This window comes from Rheinheimera sp. EpRS3, assembly GCF_001513785.1.
GTDB lineage: Bacteria > Pseudomonadota > Gammaproteobacteria > Enterobacterales > Alteromonadaceae > Alishewanella.
In genome coordinates this window covers 459,668-476,325 of the sequence record NZ_LNQS01000001.1, presented here as the reverse complement: position 1 = coordinate 476,325, position 16,658 = coordinate 459,668, and the positions used below count along the sequence as shown (strand labels likewise).

At 48.5% G+C, this 16,658-nt stretch carries 22 protein-coding genes; 11 read left to right on the top strand and 11 right to left on the bottom strand.

Features of this window, described 5'->3' with window-relative positions; genetic code table 11:
* The first annotated feature begins 151 nt into the window (after positions 1 to 151).
* From AR688_RS20320 to AR688_RS02080, 3 genes are all read left to right on the top strand, one after another.
* Positions 152 to 394: a hypothetical protein gene (locus AR688_RS20320; RefSeq protein ID WP_068228417.1), complete on the top strand. Its 243-nt coding sequence runs from the start codon at positions 152 to 154 to the stop codon at positions 392 to 394.
* Entirely contained in the window at positions 391 to 1,344 is a 954-nt protein-coding gene (locus AR688_RS02085; protein ID WP_197412085.1) for a zinc-binding dehydrogenase, read from the top strand. The genes AR688_RS20320 and AR688_RS02085 overlap by 4 nt, the downstream gene beginning before the upstream one ends.
* A 93-nt stretch (positions 1,345 to 1,437) precedes the next feature.
* Entirely contained in the window at positions 1,438 to 2,175 is a 738-nt protein-coding gene (locus tag AR688_RS02080; RefSeq protein WP_068228416.1) for an SDR family NAD(P)-dependent oxidoreductase, read from the top strand.
* Between the two features lie 305 nt (positions 2,176 to 2,480).
* Here the strand turns inward: AR688_RS02080 and guaA are convergent, their stop codons facing one another.
* Positions 2,481 to 4,058, bottom strand: a complete 1,578-nt coding sequence (guaA, locus tag AR688_RS02075) for a glutamine-hydrolyzing GMP synthase (protein ID WP_068228413.1) — start codon at positions 4,056 to 4,058, stop codon at positions 2,481 to 2,483.
* A gap of 58 nt (positions 4,059 to 4,116) precedes the next feature.
* Positions 4,117 to 5,586: an IMP dehydrogenase gene (guaB, locus tag AR688_RS02070; protein WP_068228410.1), complete on the bottom strand. Its 1,470-nt coding sequence runs from the start codon at positions 5,584 to 5,586 to the stop codon at positions 4,117 to 4,119.
* Positions 5,587 to 5,726: 140 nt separating this feature from the next.
* Between guaB and xseA the strand changes: the two genes are divergently transcribed.
* From xseA to AR688_RS02055, 3 genes are all read left to right on the top strand, one after another.
* Positions 5,727 to 7,067 (top strand): exodeoxyribonuclease VII large subunit, encoded by a 1,341-nt coding sequence (xseA, locus tag AR688_RS02065; RefSeq protein ID WP_068228407.1) that lies wholly within the window; start codon positions 5,727 to 5,729, stop codon positions 7,065 to 7,067.
* 104 nt (positions 7,068 to 7,171) lie between these two features.
* Entirely contained in the window at positions 7,172 to 7,999 is an 828-nt protein-coding gene (locus tag AR688_RS02060) for a MipA/OmpV family protein (RefSeq protein WP_068228404.1), read from the top strand.
* A 77-nt stretch (positions 8,000 to 8,076) separates the two neighbouring features.
* Positions 8,077 to 8,364, top strand: coding sequence for a helix-turn-helix domain-containing protein (locus AR688_RS02055; RefSeq protein WP_068228401.1), 288 nt, complete (start codon positions 8,077 to 8,079; stop codon positions 8,362 to 8,364).
* Between the two features lie 92 nt (positions 8,365 to 8,456).
* Here the strand turns inward: AR688_RS02055 and AR688_RS02050 are convergent, their stop codons facing one another.
* The 4 genes from AR688_RS02050 to AR688_RS02035 form a co-directional block, all read right to left on the bottom strand.
* Positions 8,457 to 8,843: a hypothetical protein gene (locus tag AR688_RS02050; protein ID WP_068228400.1), complete on the bottom strand. Its 387-nt coding sequence runs from the start codon at positions 8,841 to 8,843 to the stop codon at positions 8,457 to 8,459.
* 165 nt (positions 8,844 to 9,008) lie between these two features.
* Entirely contained in the window at positions 9,009 to 10,175 is a 1,167-nt protein-coding gene (locus AR688_RS02045) for a tetratricopeptide repeat protein (protein ID WP_068228399.1), read from the bottom strand.
* Positions 10,165 to 10,983, bottom strand: a complete 819-nt coding sequence (locus AR688_RS02040; protein WP_068228398.1) for a hypothetical protein — start codon at positions 10,981 to 10,983, stop codon at positions 10,165 to 10,167. The genes AR688_RS02045 and AR688_RS02040 overlap by 11 nt, the downstream gene beginning before the upstream one ends.
* Positions 10,984 to 10,991: 8 nt before the next feature.
* A complete protein-coding gene (locus tag AR688_RS02035) occupies positions 10,992 to 11,357 on the bottom strand; it encodes a hypothetical protein (RefSeq protein WP_068228397.1) in 366 nt (121 codons plus the stop codon).
* A 237-nt stretch (positions 11,358 to 11,594) separates the two neighbouring features.
* Between AR688_RS02035 and AR688_RS02030 the strand changes: the two genes are divergently transcribed.
* Complete coding sequence (locus AR688_RS02030) at positions 11,595 to 12,185, top strand: gamma-glutamylcyclotransferase (RefSeq protein ID WP_068228395.1); 591 nt, start codon at positions 11,595 to 11,597, stop codon at positions 12,183 to 12,185.
* 58 nt (positions 12,186 to 12,243) lie between these two features.
* Here the strand turns inward: AR688_RS02030 and AR688_RS02025 are convergent, their stop codons facing one another.
* Positions 12,244 to 12,504, bottom strand: a complete 261-nt coding sequence (locus tag AR688_RS02025; protein WP_068228393.1) for a DUF2442 domain-containing protein — start codon at positions 12,502 to 12,504, stop codon at positions 12,244 to 12,246.
* Positions 12,482 to 12,802 carry a DUF4160 domain-containing protein gene (locus tag AR688_RS02020; RefSeq protein ID WP_068228391.1) on the bottom strand — a complete coding sequence of 107 codons (321 nt, stop codon included), beginning with the start codon at positions 12,800 to 12,802 and terminating at the stop codon, positions 12,482 to 12,484. The genes AR688_RS02025 and AR688_RS02020 overlap by 23 nt, the downstream gene beginning before the upstream one ends.
* 103 nt (positions 12,803 to 12,905) lie before the next feature.
* On the opposite strand from AR688_RS02020, the gene AR688_RS20080 reads away from it, so the two are divergent.
* From AR688_RS20080 to AR688_RS02005, 4 genes are all read left to right on the top strand, one after another.
* The gene (locus AR688_RS20080; protein ID WP_231731893.1) at positions 12,906 to 13,040 is read left to right on the top strand and encodes a gamma-glutamylcyclotransferase; all 135 of its coding nucleotides are present in this window, start codon (positions 12,906 to 12,908) and stop codon (positions 13,038 to 13,040) included.
* A 271-nt stretch (positions 13,041 to 13,311) separates the two neighbouring features.
* Positions 13,312 to 13,557 carry a type II toxin-antitoxin system CcdA family antitoxin gene (locus AR688_RS02015; protein ID WP_068231060.1) on the top strand — a complete coding sequence of 82 codons (246 nt, stop codon included), beginning with the start codon at positions 13,312 to 13,314 and terminating at the stop codon, positions 13,555 to 13,557.
* Entirely contained in the window at positions 13,557 to 13,874 is a 318-nt protein-coding gene (locus tag AR688_RS02010) for a CcdB family protein (protein ID WP_068228388.1), read from the top strand. The genes AR688_RS02015 and AR688_RS02010 overlap by 1 nt, the downstream gene beginning before the upstream one ends.
* Positions 13,875 to 14,005: 131 nt before the next feature.
* Positions 14,006 to 14,794 carry a ferredoxin--NADP reductase gene (locus AR688_RS02005; RefSeq protein WP_068228386.1) on the top strand — a complete coding sequence of 263 codons (789 nt, stop codon included), beginning with the start codon at positions 14,006 to 14,008 and terminating at the stop codon, positions 14,792 to 14,794.
* A 149-nt stretch (positions 14,795 to 14,943) separates the two neighbouring features.
* On the opposite strand, the gene AR688_RS02000 is transcribed toward AR688_RS02005, so the two are convergent.
* From AR688_RS02000 to AR688_RS20070, 3 genes are all read right to left on the bottom strand, one after another.
* Positions 14,944 to 16,164, bottom strand: a complete 1,221-nt coding sequence (locus AR688_RS02000; RefSeq protein ID WP_156420192.1) for a M50 family metallopeptidase — start codon at positions 16,162 to 16,164, stop codon at positions 14,944 to 14,946.
* A gap of 89 nt (positions 16,165 to 16,253) precedes the next feature.
* Positions 16,254 to 16,418, bottom strand: a complete 165-nt coding sequence (locus AR688_RS20075; RefSeq protein WP_156420191.1) for a hypothetical protein — start codon at positions 16,416 to 16,418, stop codon at positions 16,254 to 16,256.
* A gap of 64 nt (positions 16,419 to 16,482) precedes the next feature.
* Positions 16,483 to 16,644 (bottom strand): hypothetical protein, encoded by a 162-nt coding sequence (locus AR688_RS20070; RefSeq protein WP_156420190.1) that lies wholly within the window; start codon positions 16,642 to 16,644, stop codon positions 16,483 to 16,485.
* Positions 16,645 to 16,658: the final 14 nt, after the last annotated feature.

Sequence of the window (16,658 nt, the reverse complement as noted above, 5' to 3'; positions counted from 1 at the left end):
ATTGAAACTAAAACAACCCAATCATGACTTATGCTGAACCTATTTTCCAGCAATACTCGGTTCAACAGCAACATCGGATTTCTGCGACGCCAGCGGCATCAGGCCAAGGATGCAGCAGAAGGACCGCTAACTGGCCTGGAAGGACTGGATCATGACCGTTGGAATCATCGGAGCCGACAATATCGGAGGTGCGTTTGCCATGGCGCTCGGTAAGGCAGGCAACGAAGCCGTGATCGAGCTCAGCTCCCTCTCGATCGGCGGCCAACTGATTCAGTTCCCCCGGCGGTCCGTTGCCTGCTCTCAACCTCGCCAAGTTCAACTGAGCATCGCTGCGCCAACCTCTTATTTCATCGGAAGTGCCGCGCGGCGTCCGAGCCCGGAGACAATATCGTGACAAAAATCATTCAGATGCGGTCGATCGGCGGTCCCTCCGTCCTGCAGATCATCGAGAGGGACCTCAGCGCGCCGCGCGCCGGCGAGGTGAGGCTCGCACAAGACGCGATAGGCCTCAACTTCGTCGATACGATGATACGAAAGGGCCAATATCCGATGGCGTTGCCGGCGGCCCCCGGTTTCGAAGCGGCTGGAACGGTCACCGAGGTCGGACCCGGCGTGGAGGGGCTGTCGGTCGGTGACCGCGTTGCTTATTTCTTTGCTGAAGGCGCATATGCCACCGAGAGGATCATCTCGACCGCACCGCTCATTCGCCTGCCTGCCGATATCTCGAACGAGACAGCGGCGACGTTTCTGGCAAAGGGTGGAACGGCATGGATGGGCCTGCGCGGGCTCCACGATATCAAATCCACTGACACGGTGCTGGTACTGGGCGCATCCGGAAACGTGGGCGCCATCCTGTCTCGCTGGGCGAAGTCACTCGGCGCAACGGTTATCGGTGTGGCCGGATCGCCTGACAAGTTCAACAAGGTCGCGGCAGGTGCTACCCATGCCTTCCATACTGGAGAGCCGGACATCGCCAGCAGGATCCGTGCGATCGCACCAGACGGTGTCGATGTGGTCTATGACTTTGTGGGGCAGGCAACTTTCGCGCTCGGCGCGGCCAGCGTCCGCGACGGTGGCGTGATTGCTGCGATTGGAGCCGCGTCAGGCCAGCCCGCGCCGTCCTACGATCTCGCGCGACGCGGCGTGGATGTCCGCAGCGGCGGTGCACCGCAATATGTCCGCGGACCGTCGGTCGAAATCGCGACCTCGCAGCTATGGGATGCGATGCGCTCCGGCATTTTCAGCGATCTCGAAACGGCCCGCTATCCGTTCGACGAGATAGCCCGCGCACATGACGACATGGACAACCGCCGCCTGAGCGGTCTGCCCGTCCTGATCGCCTGACCCGGAAAATCGTGCGGCGGCAGGCCGCACGGACGCCCGCCGCGTCGCGGCGGGGCGAAACATGTCCCCTGTCGACACAAAGAGGAATGATTGATGAGTGAACTAACTGGTAAACGCGCTCTAGTGACCGGCGCGTCGCGCGGCATCGGAGCGGCGATCGCGATCGCGCTGGCTGAAAAGGGAGCGGATGTCGCGATTACATACGAACGCGCCGCCGATCGGGCAGCGCAAGTCGTGGCGACAATCGAGGGCAAAGGGCGCAAGGCGTTGGCGATCCAGGCCGACAGCATGGACCCCGAGGCGGTCAAGCGGTCGGTCGATGAAGCCGCCCAGGCCTTGGGCGGTCTCGACATCCTGGTGAACAACGCGGCGATCGCGATTTACAAGGACGTGGCGGACTTCACCGTCGCCGAGATCGACGCACTTTTCGCTGTCAATGCGCGCTCACCGATCTTGGCATCTCAAGCCGCCATGCCTTACCTCAGCCAGGGCGGCCGGATTGTCACAATTGGTTCAGCAGGCGCTGAGCGGATCGTCGGACCGTCGACGGTCTATTCGATGACCAAATCGGCGCTTCAATCCTTCACCCGCGGTCTGGCGCGAGAGCTTGGGCCCCGCGACATCACCGTCAACCTCATTCAGCCAGGATCGACCAACACGGAGATGAACCCGGCCGAGGGCGAGTTCGGCGATTTCCAGCGCGCTTTAATACCGCTCGGCCGCTACGGTGAGCCGGAGGATATCGCCGCTGCAGTGGCATTCCTCGCTTCTGGTGCGGCTAGGCAAATCACCGGAACCATCTTGACCGTTGATGGCGGTACGCTGACCTGAGCGCCGACTAAGACATAGTGAGAAGCGGACAGCTACTTTGCCGGTTGATGTCCGCTTAACATTCCCTGACCAGATCAGCGCTGTTGTAGGTCAAGTTGATAAGAACGACCTATTCGCCGATTGGATATGCATAGCTGACGCCAGAAGGGAAGTGTAATTCTCAAAACACACCTCTAATTTAGTATCGTTGAGAGGCGCTAGCGCCCTTCTGCTAGATCAGCGCATGCCATACAAAAAAGCCCATTAAAACATGGGCTTAAGCATCATTTAATGCCAGTCACTGCCAGCCAGCGCCTGACGTGTGATCATTCCCACTCAATCGTCGCCGGTGGTTTACCGCTGATATCATATACCACGCGGGATATACCGTTGATTTCATTGATAATACGGTTAGATACTTTACCCAACAGCTCGTAAGGCAGGTGTGCCCAGTGCGCTGTCATAAAGTCGATAGTTTCTACGGCACGCAGTGATACTACCCAATCGTACTTACGCGCATCGCCCATTACGCCTACCGATTTTACCGGCAGGAAGACGGCAAAGGCCTGGCTTACTTTGTGGTATAGCTCGGCTTTGTGCAGTTCTTCGATAAAAATCGCATCGGCGCGGCGCAAAATATCGCAGTATTCTTTTTTAATCTCGCCCAGTACGCGCACACCTAAACCCGGGCCCGGGAACGGGTGACGGTACAGCATGTCGTATGGCAGGCCCAGCTCTAAACCTACTTTGCGCACTTCGTCTTTAAACAGCTCACGCAGTGGCTCTACCAGGCCCATCTTCATATGCGCCGGTAAGCCGCCCACGTTATGGTGCGATTTAATTACATGGGCTTTACCGGTAGCCGAGCCGGCAGACTCGATCACGTCCGGGTAAATAGTACCCTGCGCCAGCCACTTGGCGTTTTCCAGCTTTTGCGCCTGCTCGTCGAACACTTCAACAAACACGCGACCGATAATTTTGCGTTTGGCTTCCGGCTCGTTTTCGCCGGCTAAAGCATCAAGGAAGCGCTGCTCGGCTTCAACCTTGATAATGTTCAGGCCGAAATGGTCACCAAACATATCCATGACCTGCTTGCCTTCGTTTAAACGCAGCAGGCCGTTATCCACAAATACGCAGGTCAGGTTTTTGCCAATGGCGCGGTGCAGCAACATGGCCACGACTGAGCTGTCGACACCGCCGGACAAGCCTAAAATAACCTGGTCATTACCAATCTGCTGCTTTAAGCGGATAATGGCATCTTCAATAATTGTCGCCGGTGTCCACAGTTTGTCGCAGCCGCAGATGTCGGCAACAAAATGCTCCAGCATACGCTGGCCCTGGCGGGTGTGGGTTACTTCCGGGTGGAACTGTACGCCGTAGAACTGGCGCGCTTCATCTACCATACCGGCATGCGGGCAGGTGGTGGTGCTGGCACAGGTAATAAAGCCTTCCGGCACCTGTACGACTTTATCGCCGTGGCTCATCCACACATCTAACAGCGCATTGCCGCTGCTGCCGACATGGTCTTCAATTTTGGCGAATAAATCGTTGGCTGCTACCACTTCTACCTGGGCATAACCAAACTCGCGCATATCCGAGCCCTGCACCTTGCCGCCTAATTGCTCGGCCATGGTTTGCATGCCGTAACAAATGCCCAGCACCGGTACACCGGCTTCAAACACATATTGTGGCGCGCGTGGTGAGTTGGCTTCGTGTACGCTTTCCGGGCCGCCGGATAAAATAATACCGGTGGGGTTAAAGTCACGAATTTGCGCTTCGGTAACGTCCCAGGCCCACAGCTCACAGTACACGCCAATTTCGCGCACGCGGCGGGCAATCAGCTGGGTATATTGCGAACCAAAATCGAGAATTAAGATGCGGTGGTGATGAATGTTTTTGTTCATAGCGACCTTTAAAAAGTAAAGCGGCTGGGGTTAGCCAGCCGATAAAACAGTAAACAGTTTAGCCTAAGCGGTAGTTGGGTGCTTCTTTGGTGATCTGCACATCATGCACGTGCGACTCGCCCATACCGGCAGAAGTTACCCGGACAAACTCCGGCTTGGTGCGCAGCTCGTCAATGGTTGGGCAACCGGTTAAGCCCATGGCGCTACGCAGGCCGCCCATTTGCTGGTGAATAATATTTTCCATCGGGCCTTTGTACGCTACACGGCCTTCAATGCCTTCCGGTACCAGTTTCTCGGCATTGTTGCTGCCCTGGAAATAACGGTCTGACGAGCCGTTACGCTGCGCCATAGCACCCAATGAACCCATACCACGGTAAGATTTATAGTAGCGGCCCTGGTACAGTTCTACCTCGCCCGGTGCTTCTTCGGTACCGGCAAACATCGAACCCACCATCACCAGGTTAGCACCGGCCACTAAGGCTTTGGCGATGTCACCGGAGAAACGGATACCGCCATCGGCAATAATGGTGACATCCGTGCCGGCCACGCCCATCGCCGCTTCAGAGATCGCAGTAATTTGTGGTACACCACAGCCGGTGACAATGCGGGTAGTACAGATAGAGCCAGGACCTATGCCCACTTTCACCGCGTTAGCACCGGCTTCAGCCAGCGCTTTAGCGCCGGCGGCGGTAGCCACGTTACCGGCAACAATTTGTAAATCCGGGTACTGGGCACGGGTTTGTTTTACGCGGTCAATCACGCCCTGCGAGTGGCCGTGTGAGGTATCGATCAGCAGAATATCCACACCGGCTTCTACCAGCGCAGCAATGCGCTCGTCAGTGCCCGGGCCTACGCCTACGGCAGCGCCTACGCGCAAGCGGCCTAACTCGTCTTTACAGGCGTTAGGCTTACTGGCAGCTTTGTAGTAATCACGTACAGTGATCAGGCCTTTTAATTTGAATTCACTGTCGACTACCAGCACTTTTTCAATCCGGTGCTGGTGCATCTTTTTAAAGGCTTCTTCGCGTGGCGCCGTTTCCAGCACCGTGACTAAACGCTCGCGTGGCGTCATCAGGCTGGAGACGATTTCATTGTTGTTGGCTTCAAAGCTCATATCGCGGCTGGTCAGCATGCCCACCAGATTATTGCTGGCATCTACCACCGGGAAACCGGAGAAGCCACACTGCTGTGCCAGGGCCTGCACTTCGCGGATACTCATATCCGGCGTTACCGTTACCGGGTCTGACACCACACCGCTTTCGTATTTTTTAACCTTACGAACGTTAGCGGCCTGCTCTTCGATGGTCATGTTTTTATGAATAAAACCTAAGCCACCTTCCTGCGCCAGCGCTATGGCTAAGCGGGCTTCGGTTACTGTGTCCATAGACGCAGAAACCATAGGAATATTCAGCGTGATGCTTTTAGTCAGTCGGGTGCGTAAATCGGCTGTATGAGGTAGAACACTGGAGTGCGCCGGTACCAATAACACGTCGTCAAAGGTAAGGGCTTCTTGTTTGATCCTGAGCATTGCAACAATCTCGCTGTGGCTGAAAAGATAGGGAATGTTGCGGCGCAATTTTAACGGTTTTGCGTGCGTATCACAAAGCTTTTTTTGTTTTATGTTACTCTAGCGTTTTCGTTGTCAGGCCAGCTGCTGGTACGTTTTTTATGCAAAACCCCGATATCTATAGCGTTTCCCGGTTAAACAGTGAAGTACGCCTTACGCTGGAGCTGCAGTTTCAAACGCTGTGGCTGCAGGGCGAAGTGTCTAATTTTGTCGCTGCCGCCAGCGGCCACTGGTACTTTTCATTGAAAGACAGCGCCGCCCAGGTTAAATGCGCCATGTTTAAACAGGCCAACCGCAATAGCAGCTTCCGGCCACAAAATGGCCAACAGGTGCTTATTCGTGCCCGCATCAGCGTGTACGAGCCACGCGGCGAATATCAGCTGCTGGCTGAATTTATTGAAACCGCCGGCGCCGGCTTATTAAAGCAGCAGTTCGAGCAGCTAAAAGCACAATTGCAAGCTGAAGGCTTATTTGACCCGGCGCGGAAAAAACCTCTGCCGGCACAGGTGCAGCGTGTTGGCGTGATTACCTCGCCCACCGGCGCCGCCGTGCGCGATATTGTTACCGTGCTAAACCGCCGCGCGCCGGGTATTGAAGTTATTGTGTATCCCTCCCAGGTGCAGGGCGAAACCGCAGCGGCACAGCTTAGAAATATGCTTAGCAGCGCGATACGGCGCAATGAAGTAGATGTATTAATTATCGGCCGCGGCGGTGGCTCGTTAGAAGACTTATGGTGTTTTAACGATGAAGCCTTATGCCGTGCAGTAGCCGCCTGCGCTATTCCGATTGTCAGCGCCGTCGGCCATGAAATCGACTTTGCGCTTACCGACTTTGTTGCCGATATGCGCGCAGCTACGCCCTCTGCGGCAGCAGAATTAGTCTCGCCGGATCAGTCGCATGTGCTAGATCGCATATTGCAGCTAAAAAACCGCCTGCTACAAGCACAGCGCAGCCGCATGCAACAGGTCGCGCCAAAGCTGCTAAACCTGAGCCAGCGCCTGTTAGCCTTGCACCCGAAACGCCGCTTGCAGCAACAGCAACAACGCCTCGACGAGCTGCAACTGCGCTTAAGCGCCAGCGCCAAACGGGCTGTGCAGGCTGCGCAGCAACAGCAGCAATATCTGGATAAAAGCCTGCGCCAGCTATCGCCGGCTAAAACCTTATTGGCGCATACCCAGCATATCAACCAGCTGGAACGCCGGCTCGTTAACGCCCAGCAGTTGCAGTTAAAGCAAAGCAAACAACAACTGGCACAGTTAAGCAGCCAGCTGAACACCGTTAGCCCACTGGCTACCTTAGCGCGCGGTTACAGTATTACCTTTGATGATAAACAGCAGGTGGTGACCAACAGCAGCCAGCTAAAAGCCGGGGATAAGGTAGCAATTAAACTGGCAGAGGGCGGCTTTGATGCGCAAGTGACAAAGCTGAATGAGCTTAAGTAATAAAAGTGCGCCAATAAGATCTACTGACAACAGTTATACGTAAACTGCAACTGAACACTTTACTCTCGCTGCATTCTGTCCTGCTGATACAGGTAAGGTTTTATATGAAAAAGTTTACCGGTTTACTGTTGGCCATTTTAATACATGGTTTTTTCCCTCAAACCGCATTAGCGCAAGACGGCAAAACCGCGCTGGTACCTTTGCCTTCAGTTGATGACTTTACTAAAGGTAAAGATGGCTGGGCTTTCGGGCTGGGCTTGGGCATTGAATATGAAACCGCCTACGAAGGCTCAGACGAATTTGGTGTTGAAATACAGCCAGCGGGCGCGGTGCAATGGCGCCGCGGTGATGATATTTTCTACTTTGCCGGCGAAGCACTGGGCTGGCGTGGTCTGCGTGCAGACACCTGGTTACTCGAAGCCTTAATAGGCTTTGATGAGGGCCGCGAAGAAAACGACTCTGACGATGGCCGCCTGGACGGGCTGGGTGATAACGAAGAGGGCTTTGAAGTAGTACTGCAGGCACGGCGGGCATTTAGCAACGACTGGCGTTATTGGTTGGTAAGCCGTCTGGTGAGTGGCGACAACGGCAACCTTGGCCTGTTTGGTGTAGGGCGGCGCTTCGGCGATAAAACCGACGGTTCCGGTTCTGAAATTAATGTCGTGGCGGTGTTTCACGACAGCAAATATGCCAATACAGGTTTCGGCATTACCGCACAGCAGTCGCTGGCATCCGGTTTAGATGAAACCAGGCTGAGTGGCGGTTTACGCTCCATCGGGATTGATTACAACTACCGGCATAATATCAACGACAACTGGCAGATTTTCGGCGAGGCACTTTATGAGCATTTCAGCAGCGACGTGCGCAATAGCCCCATCGTCCGCAGCAACTATGAAGCCGAAGTTGGCATAGGGTTTATTTATATCTTTTAGATTCACTTTGCTGCAATTGACGGAGGTATTCTTTTGCAGCATATTTCGGCAAAACTACGCCAATGACGCACAAATTGATGAAAGATAAACTGTTCGACCAACTACTGGAAAGCGTTGAAGAAATGGGTGAGATTGTTCGCGGTGAACGCCAGCCATCGCGTGAAACTTTCGTTGCGGCTGTAAAAGTGAAAGAAATTCGCCAGAAAACGAACCTGACACAAGCCGCTTTTGCCGATCTGATTGATGTACAGCTGGGTACGCTGCGCAACCGGGAACAAGGACGCCGCGAGCCTACCGGCCCGGCTAAAGCTTTGTTGCGTGCTATTGAGCGTGATCCAGAGAACGTACTGGCGGCACTGAATTAATACTGTAGCCTTTGAGCTACCAAATGGTCGCTTACGTTGCTAAATAGCAAAAGCCGAGCCGTAACGAAATTCATTGATTCTGGTTTTGGTTGCTAAGACTTCAGACACTTTCCAGCATATAAAATGTACTGGATATCGCTATCATTTATACTGTTGTCAGTATCCCACATCATAAACACTGAGAACTGATCGTTATCTCGACGAACAAAATTGCCCATATATCCACTAATTCTTGCACATATATAGCCAGTCTCGTTACAACTATCAAAAGCAATTTGAGTAGAGCCCTTTTCTTTGACCATCCAATTATTCTCTGTTTTGAACAGAACGAACTTCGTGTCAACCTTCATAACTCCACCTCTATGTTCATTATTTGAGGATTGAATTATCGTGGTTGCTTTTTCAGGCGTGCATTCGTAACTACTAGCTTGCGCGAATATAGAAGTAGCCATAAGCAGTGTTAGTACTATCACTTTCATGTTTTCTCTCCGTTGATAACTCCAGCCAGGAAAAGACAACTGTTAAATAGCAGGAAAAGTGCTCCAACCATTCTGTTAATTTTTATCTGACCCGGTTAACGCTGTGACCCGGCTAACGTCGCATTCAATGGCTTGTCCGCTGCAATGCTTTGTTAGCCAAGGCAATCATCTTTTCTTATCTCTGCTAATTAACTCTTTTTCAATCATATTTACGGCCCATTGATTGTTAATAGTCTTATTAATTTTTACACTTTCGAGCATCAATCTTCGCCCCTCAACTGGATTTTTATCCCATATTAACTTTCCTAGTGTAAATAGGATCATTGCCTGTCCATTTTTAGTTTTATCCAGTGAATAGCTTTCTCGAAGCACCGTTTCGGCTTCTTTGGCTCTACTGCGGTCTTTTCCTAGCAGTTGGCCTAGGGTGTGAAGCGCCTGAGCTTGTCCGTGTTTGTCATTGACTTGAACGAGCAACTCAATACTGCGGCGAAGCAGTTCTTCGGCTTCTTTGGCTCTACTGCGATCTTTTCCTAGCAGTTGGCCTAGCGTGTGAAGCGCCTGAGCTTGTCCGTGTTTATCATTGACTTGCACGAGTAACTCAACACTGCGGCGAAGCAGTTCTTCGGCTTCCGTAAAACCTCCGGCCTTCCTTCCTATTTGCCGACCTACAATATGGCAGGCGATGGCAACCTCAATTCTAATTTCCTTACTTAAAATAACTCGCCGAAATAGTTTCTCGGCATCTTCGTATCTTTGCTCTTTATAAAATGTCATTCCTCGAATAAAAGAGGGCTCAATTGCACTGGCGGGTAATATTCCTCGACTTTGCTGCTCTATTGCTAATTTACCTAAGAGCCATTGAGAGCCGCCAGCTAATTTACTTGCAACTTGTGAATAATATTCCAAGCCTTCTTCTGGTGAACTTGGCGATTTGTGGTAAGCCCTGCCGACACCGGAAACCAAATACCTTGGAATTGTTTTTCCGGCACTTTTGATATCACCTTTAATAGCGATTTCAAATAGCGTTTTATGTGCTTTTTGAACGATTTCACTATGAACATCAATTCGCTTATTTAAGAACTCCAAAATATTCTGTGAAAAATGCCACTCACTATTTCTTTCCACAACAAAATCGCAGAAATGCAAAGCCTTAACGAACTGGATAGCTTTTTTCTCAGATAAGCCCGTCAACATAATGAGTTTTGTAGCAACTTCATCAGTCAACGACTCTGCAACGCCCAATATAGAGAACGGTTTAATAAATACGTTTCCCGCCGCAGCGAAGAATTGTTGCAACTCATTCGGCAACCCACGGATGTCCTTAATCGGCATTGCGAACCTCAGCTAATATGCCAGCAAAATTTGCATGCAAATTTTTTGGCAAAGGATTGGAAGCTACAATCCCTTTTGCGATGCCCTCCGCTTCACCCTCATTGGTTGCATATGCCTGCTCAAGTAAAAACCTTGCAATATCTTCCCTGGCATTTGCTTTCGACTCGGAGCAGTAGCTACTTGGCAGATTGAGTACATCATCAGGCTCTGGTAACCAATCAAGGGTGTCGCTTTCACTGTGTGAAAAAGCAATTAACAGAACTCCTTTTTCTACCAATTTTTCTAGCCGATTGTCCCACAACTGGTTTTTGAATCGTTTCAGCTCTTTCTGATCTGTATTATTGGAGCCAGTATTGAACAAAAATAACGCAACCCTTTGTTCATCGGCCTTGTTTTCAATGTGTTGTATTATCCTTTTTATCCTTTCCTGAAATGAATTAGCACCCACAATGGAAACATTTATATTGCTAATTTCTATATTTCCTCCCGCAATATTATTGTTGCCAATGTTTATTTCATGAGCTGGCAAAACAGTTTGAAATTCATCTAATTCAAGAGAAACTTCCAGCTGCGAAATCATATCGGATAGATAATGAGTTGCAGCGTTATCGCCATCAAATTGAACGGTAACCCACCTTCTATCCCAAGTGTTATTCTCCATGACATTGCGTATGGACTTACTGAAAGCAGACGACGGCGAGTCCGGAGTGGTTTTGATATGTAGAACACCCCCTTCCGATTTAATATACCGATTCAATATCTTTAGTTCTTTTCGCCAATTGATTGTTGGGATTTTAGGTCTGGCCATTAACTATCCTACTTTCCGTTTACTTTGACACCAGTGATTTTTACGCTTTTTTCTGACTTGATGTCTGAACCTACTTTTAGTCTTTCTAGAGATGAGGAATCGACCTCAACATCTGACACTTCTACTTCCTCTTTAGCTTCGATGCTTGTTCCAACTTCTGTAACATTAGTGCCCTTTGATTTTTCCGCTGGGTGTGTATTTTTTTCGCGTCCAGTAAAGTACGCAACAGCAAAAGACGCAACACCTACGACAAAAATCATAGTTTCTTTCATGTACGGAAATAATTCTGCTTTTACACACTCAAGCAAGAGATAAGTGATAATTCCCGCGACAATTGAACTAGCAATACTATGCCATACTAGATTTTTTCTCATACATTTCCTATTGATGGCTAACGCTTATTCGGCGGAAAAATCCGTATTTAAACACGGACTTTTCCGTCTTTGTAAACTCTGTGTTTATGACATTACGCCGGTTTTAGAGTATTTACAACAGCTTATAGGTACAGCTTAGCTTAGTCATACTGGCAAATACGGAAATCTCCGTCTAATAAAGACTTTCGCTGGTCGCTGCATAAAAATACAATGCTATTTTTGGCTAAGCAGAGTGTTATGTCGCACAACACTATTTCCCTGAATAAACAGCGCCAGCCGCTGGATCACCTGGATTCAGTGTGGTTGTTTGGTTATGGCTCACTGATCTACAAAACCGACTTTGATTATCTTGACGCTAAACCAGCCTGCATTTATGGCTGGCAGCGGCGGTTTTGGCAGGGCTCGCATGATCATCGTGGTACGCCGGAAGCCCCCGGAAGAGTGTTGACGTTGATTGAAGCAGCCGGTGCGCGCTGTGTGGGCATGGCGTATCAGGTGACGCCGGATACCTTTGAGTATTTAGACCATCGCGAGAAAAACGGTTACCTGCGCGTATTTACCCCTCTACATTGGCTAAACGATTCTGACAACAGCGGGCAAGGCGAAACAGAAGGCGTGGTGTATTTAGCCAGTGCCGATAACGAGGCTTATTTAGGCCCTGCCAGTGACGCTGAAATTGCAGCCCATATTGCCCGAAGCCGTGGCCCAAGTGGCCCGAATAGTGAATACCTGCTAAAGCTGGCGCAGGCACTGCGCGATATGAATGAGCAGGATGAGCATGTATTTGCTATTGAACGCGAGTTATTAAGGCTGTTAGTTCGGAAATAAGGTGCGAGCCGGTTTCAAATTGCAGGGTGCTGTATATTGGACGATAACACAGCGCCCTTTATGCAGGGCGCTTGATAAGACGATTGTGGTACAAATCTTCAACCGGAAATATCATTGTATAATCATCCCAGTTCAGGTTTCCATCTTCCAGTTTGTAGGCCAGAAAGTTGTCCAGCTTTTTATACGGCTCGTAGTCCGGATGACCGACTGAGAAGATAAAGGGCGCAAAGTCGACAACAGAGTTGTGACCATCGCTAAACGTGATGTCCAGAATATGTCCCGTTATATGCTGTGCATTAACTACCGATAGTGCGGACATTTTTCACCTTTTGTGTAATAAGTTGCGGGCTAATGTGCTTTTTCTTCACGAAATAGTCTACCCATTTATTTACTATGTCGTCAGCATAAGCATGCACAAATTCTTCAAACTCTTTGCGTTTTTTGCTTTCCAGGCCGATGCCTTTGTCTTTAATTACAATTCTGTGAATACGGCCATTTAGCATATGAATTTCAGCTTTAGACTCAGCCCCCTGAAACTTGCCGTGGATGTGAATTGGCTCATGCTCATTACTGTAAAAGAAAAGTATTATTCCCAGATATTCATAGATTTTAGGCATGTTGCAGTCCTTTTCGTTTTGCTAACCAGCCGAAACAATACCTAAAAAAACACCATAAATAAACATTATTTTTACACAAAATACTATATGCCAAATAAACGATATGGTCGATACGCTTGGCGCGAGTAGCCCGAATAGTGAATACCTGCTAAAGCTGGCGCAGGCACTGCGTGATATGAATGAGCATGACGAGCATGTGTTTGCCATAGAGCGGCAGTTGTTAGCGCTGTCGCCTTAACAGCATTGGCGTCAGCATTAAAAAAATGCCCCGGCAAAAATTCTGACACTTACATAACAATTCATAATTCTAACAATGCCTCGCTAAGCAAGCTACAAACAAGTTTGGCTCCCCGTTGCTTAGCGCCGTCTGATACTTGCGGTAAAAACGCGTGATTAGCAAGCGTAACGACATTGCTAGCAAGGTCGTCTAGTTGCTTGACTTAGTAAGTTGGTGGAACTAGGATAATACGCATTAACAATGCGCACCATATATGTTCGGAGAATATCGGATGCAACCTTTAGTGAGTAACACAGCCGCAAAAAAAGCGACAAATCTCACCATAAACAGAGAGTTATTGGCAGAGGCTCGTCGTCTGAACATAAACCTGTCGGCCACTCTGGAATGGGCGCTGACAGAAAAAATCCGTCAGGAAAAACGCATTCAGTGGCTGCAAGAAAACCGTGAATCCATTGCAACCTGTAATGAACTTGCTGAACAAAATGGTCTTTTCTCTGACAATCATCGCGTATTCTGATGGCACAGTTCGACCTGTACGTTAACACTGATCAAAACACCAATAAGGTTTATCCCTACTTTATTGATATTCAAAACGATCTACTCGATAGCCTTAATAGCAGGGTAGTAATACCATTAACGCCCTTGCAGCAATCTGACAAAAGCTACCCCAAGAATCTTTGTCCTGTCGTTGAAATTGAGGGCAAAAAATTTGCTCTGTTAACTTACCAACTGACGACTGTCTCTGTTAGCTTTTTGCAAGAGAAGGAAACTTCACTAGCTGCCCACAGAGCACATATTATCGCCGCAATAGATTTTTTAGTTACCGGCATTTAGCGCACGGTACAGCAGATTTTAACAGTCCCGGCTTTAATTACTGCCAGAAGCAAGTCCCATGCTAATGATAACTATTATCACTTGCCGCACTGTGGCATAATTGCGCTCAGGGCCACTAAGTAAGGACTGTTATGCGTAATACTATCAATGCCATTGTTACCGATGTTCATCACTGGAATGACACGCTGTTTAGCTTTAAAACGACGCGCGAGTCGTCTTTTCGCTTTGAAAACGGTCAGTTTGTTATGATTGGGCTGGAAGTTGGTGGTCGCCCTTTAATGCGCGCATACAGTATTGCCAGCCCTAATTATGATGAAGAGCTTGAGTTCTTCAGCATCAAGGTGCCAGACGGCGCGCTGACATCGAGGCTGCAGAATATCAAAGCCGGCGACCAGATTATGCTAACGGTAAGGCCTGCCGGAACCCTGGTGCCGGGCTACCTTATTCCCGGTAAACATTTGTATTTATTAAGCACCGGCACCGGGCTTGCGCCTTTTATGAGCATCATACGCGATCCGTTTATTTACGAAAGTTTTGAGAAAATTATCCTGGTGCATGGCACGCGCTGGCGCTCAGAGCTGGCTTACCAGCATGAAATTGAAAATGTGTTACCGGCTAACCCCTATTTTGGTGATGAAATTCGCGCCAAGCTGATTTATTACCCCACAGTGACACGGGAAGACTATGTTAGAAACGGCGTGCCACACCAAGGCCGAATTACCGATCTGCTGGACAGTGGTAAGTTACTTGCAGATATTGGCATGCCTGCACTTAACCCGCAGCACGACAGATTTATGTTATGTGGCAACGATGCCATGTTGCAGCAGCTAATGGGTATGCTGGATCAGCGCGGCTTTTTAAAAGCCAATTCACGCACTATGGGCCATTACGTGATTGAACAAGCCTTTATCGAAAAGTAAAGGTGCTGTACGTCAGACGACAGCCGGAATAGAAAAGTTACAGTTGTCGTATTTGAGCGAGCAGGATGAGAATGTATTTGCTATTGAACGCGAACTGTTAAAGCTATTACATCAACACTAAGTTGATAAATAACAATGCATTGCTAATTCTATACTCGATATTTACTTCTTATAGCCCCAAAAATCTGTTTTACCATACTCGCAGAGAAGTAAATAACAAAGTAAATAATTAATCCATGCCATAGCAGCTGGGCTAGAGAAATAGTTAGCTCTGTTAAATCAAATTTATGAACAAATGCAGCATTCGAGACATCATAAAAAACCTTTAGTGAAGTTGGGAAAAGAGACGAGTAAACATAATAGCTGAACCAGATGTAAAACAGCACCATCGCCATTGCGTAAAAAAACACCGTTCTTTGCAGATTTCCGCGGTTAATCCTCATATCCTGAATAAGCTGAAACGGGGTGGTGAAAAGCTTTTTTATAACACCAAAAGCTGTTGTTCGCAGGTTTGTGATTTTCATCAGATCACTGGCAATCCAGTAACCGTCCATGCGAAAAAAAGGATTGAGATTGAATACGCTATAAAGCGCCAGCAGTGCCGCTGCAGACATAAAAACAAACTGTTCAGTATAAATAAATGCAAGCCATAGAATAGCGCCAAAAATTGACTGAAAATAACCACCCGCACAATCAATAATCAGACGCTTTTCAGGTTTCAGTCGCCAAGCTTCAGACAGCTCTGCATAAAATACAATGAAGTAAATATACCACCCTACCCCAATTTCAACTTTACGACACCCGTACTTATAAGCCGCTGTAGCGTGCCCCAGTTCGTGAAATATCAACCCTGCACCAATAAGTGCTATTACGGCAATACTGTCACTCCAATTTAGTACTGCCGATTGACGAGAAAAATCACCATTATAGATATAAACACCGATGTGTATCAGGCTAGTCAAAAAAACCAACGCTAATATAACTGCCGCATTGATACTAAATAGGCCAACCAAAGGTTTAACTAAGAAATTTACTACTACGGGGGACAATAACCTGAGCTTTATTTTCAGGAGAGGGCTGCTTAAAATCAGCGTCTCTTTTACAGAAGAGTCCTTGATAATCCCTTTTTTTAACAAAAATTCAGAGAAAAAATTGTCAAACTGATTTTCGCTAATTGCGCCAGATTGGAGGGAGAAACACTTTATCTCCTCTTTAGTTCTTGGTTCATAACAGAATTTAATGACGTCAAAAACGTTTCTCTCTATTAAGTAACTCTTCCTGCTTTTTACATAATCCACGCTGCAGATATAACGATCGGTTGAACCTTCAACCAATACAACCTGCATAGTAGAACTTGACTGAAATTGCACTTAAGTTCCTTTTTAATAGTATAAAGAGCCTCTACGGGCTCTTTATACTCTCATTTATTACAGAGTATTTTTATACCCAATATATTATATTATTGCTCTTGGCATTGAGCTCCGTCGCCACAGCCATCGTTACCGCCGGGGCCTTCACCACCACCATCACCACCGCCACCACCTGAACCACCGCATAAACCGAACTCCACGCGCTCTTCTAACTCAGTAATTTTTAACTCTTGTAAAATATTATTATTTTCCATTACATGTTCCTTTTTAAGAAAACTAAAGTAAATTTCGTTCTGAGATATCCTCAAAAGTTAAAACTCAAGGTTCAAGCTCTGGTGGAAACTCAACATCACAAAATAATCCTGAGCAATCATCGCCTGGAAGACCGCCACCACCGCCTGAACCACCACATAAACCAAACTCCACACGCTCTTCTAACTCAGTAATTTGTAACTCTTGTAAAATATTATTATTTTCCATTACATGTTCCTTTC